The organism is Bacillus sp. N1(2025), assembly GCF_053470005.1.
This window is the reverse complement of sequence record NZ_JBLTJB010000026.1, coordinates 2501-4716: the sequence shown is the minus strand read 5'-3', so window position 1 is coordinate 4716 and position 2216 is coordinate 2501. Positions and strand designations below refer to the sequence as shown.

Below are 2216 nucleotides of genomic sequence, written 5' to 3'. Positions count from 1 at the left end.
ACTTTATCGGAGAGTTTGATCCTGGCTCAGGACGAACGCTGGCGGCGTGCCTAATACATGCAAGTCGAGCGGACAGATGGGAGCTTGCTCCCTGATGTTAGCGGCGGACGGGTGAGTAACACGTGGGTAACCTGCCTGTAAGACTGGGATAACTCCGGGAAACCGGGGCTAATACCGGATGCTTGTTTGAACCGCATGGTTCAGACATAAAAGGTGGCTTCGGCTACCACTTACAGATGGACCCGCGGCGCATTAGCTAGTTGGTGAGGTAACGGCTCACCAAGGCGACGATGCGTAGCCGACCTGAGAGGGTGATCGGCCACACTGGGACTGAGACACGGCCCAGACTCCTACGGGAGGCAGCAGTAGGGAATCTTCCGCAATGGACGAAAGTCTGACGGAGCAACGCCGCGTGAGTGATGAAGGTTTTCGGATCGTAAAGCTCTGTTGTTAGGGAAGAACAAGTGCCGTTCAAATAGGGCGGCACCTTGACGGTACCTAACCAGAAAGCCACGGCTAACTACGTGCCAGCAGCCGCGGTAATACGTAGGTGGCAAGCGTTGTCCGGAATTATTGGGCGTAAAGGGCTCGCAGGCGGTTTCTTAAGTCTGATGTGAAAGCCCCCGGCTCAACCGGGGAGGGTCATTGGAAACTGGGGAACTTGAGTGCAGAAGAGGAGAGTGGAATTCCACGTGTAGCGGTGAAATGCGTAGAGATGTGGAGGAACACCAGTGGCGAAGGCGACTCTCTGGTCTGTAACTGACGCTGAGGAGCGAAAGCGTGGGGAGCGAACAGGATTAGATACCCTGGTAGTCCACGCCGTAAACGATGAGTGCTAAGTGTTAGGGGGTTTCCGCCCCTTAGTGCTGCAGCTAACGCATTAAGCACTCCGCCTGGGGAGTACGGTCGCAAGACTGAAACTCAAAGGAATTGACGGGGGCCCGCACAAGCGGTGGAGCATGTGGTTTAATTCGAAGCAACGCGAAGAACCTTACCAGGTCTTGACATCCTCTGACAATCCTAGAGATAGGACGTCCCCTTCGGGGGCAGAGTGACAGGTGGTGCATGGTTGTCGTCAGCTCGTGTCGTGAGATGTTGGGTTAAGTCCCGCAACGAGCGCAACCCTTGATCTTAGTTGCCAGCATTCAGTTGGGCACTCTAAGGTGACTGCCGGTGACAAACCGGAGGAAGGTGGGGATGACGTCAAATCATCATGCCCCTTATGACCTGGGCTACACACGTGCTACAATGGACAGAACAAAGGGCAGCGAAACCGCGAGGTTAAGCCAATCCCACAAATCTGTTCTCAGTTCGGATCGCAGTCTGCAACTCGACTGCGTGAAGCTGGAATCGCTAGTAATCGCGGATCAGCATGCCGCGGTGAATACGTTCCCGGGCCTTGTACACACCGCCCGTCACACCACGAGAGTTTGTAACACCCGAAGTCGGTGAGGTAACCTTTATGGAGCCAGCCGCCGAAGGTGGGACAGATGATTGGGGTGAAGTCGTAACAAGGTAGCCGTATCGGAAGGTGCGGCTGGATCACCTCCTTTCTAAGGATTTTAACGGAATATAAGACCTTGGGTCTTATAAACAGAACGTTCCCTGTCTTGTTTAGTTTTGAAGGATCATTCCTTCAAAACATAGGAACACCTGCTAAATGCGCCACTTCCTGTGGCAACGCATGTGTTAGCATGTCCTATGCGTTGTTCTTTGAAAACTAGATAACAGAAGTAATTCACATTCAATTAGTAATGCAAGATATCACGTAGTGATTCTTTTTAACGGTTAAGTTAGAAAGGGCGCACGGTGGATGCCTTGGCACTAGGAGCCGATGAAGGACGGGACGAACACCGATATGCTTCGGGGAGCTGTAAGCAAGCTTTGATCCGGAGATTTCCGAATGGGGAAACCCACCACTCGTAATGGAGTGGTATCCATATCTGAATACATAGGATATGAGAAGGCAGACCCGGGGAACTGAAACATCTAAGTACCCGGAGGAAGAGAAAGCAAATGCGATTCCCTGAGTAGCGGCGAGCGAAACGGGACCAGCCCAAACCAAGAGGCTTGCCTCTTGGGGTTGTAGGACACTCTGTACGGAGTTACAAAGGAACGAGGTAGATGAAGAGGTCTGGAAAGGCCCGCCATAGGAGGTAACAGCCCTGTAGTCAAAACTTCGTTCTCTCCTGAGTGGATCCTGAGTACGGCGGAAC

General features: G+C 52.8%; 2 rRNA genes (1 of these 2 cut by a window edge). Both read left to right on the top strand.

Annotated features, from left to right (window positions below):
* Positions 1-3: 3 nt before the first annotated feature.
* Positions 4-1553: ribosomal RNA gene (locus ACNFN4_RS22080) — 16S ribosomal RNA — on the top strand.
* A 233-nt stretch (positions 1554-1786) separates the two neighbouring features.
* Positions 1787-2216: ribosomal RNA gene (locus ACNFN4_RS22075) — 23S ribosomal RNA — on the top strand; it runs 2500 nt beyond the window's last position.
* Together the 16S and 23S rRNA genes form the textbook arrangement of a ribosomal RNA operon.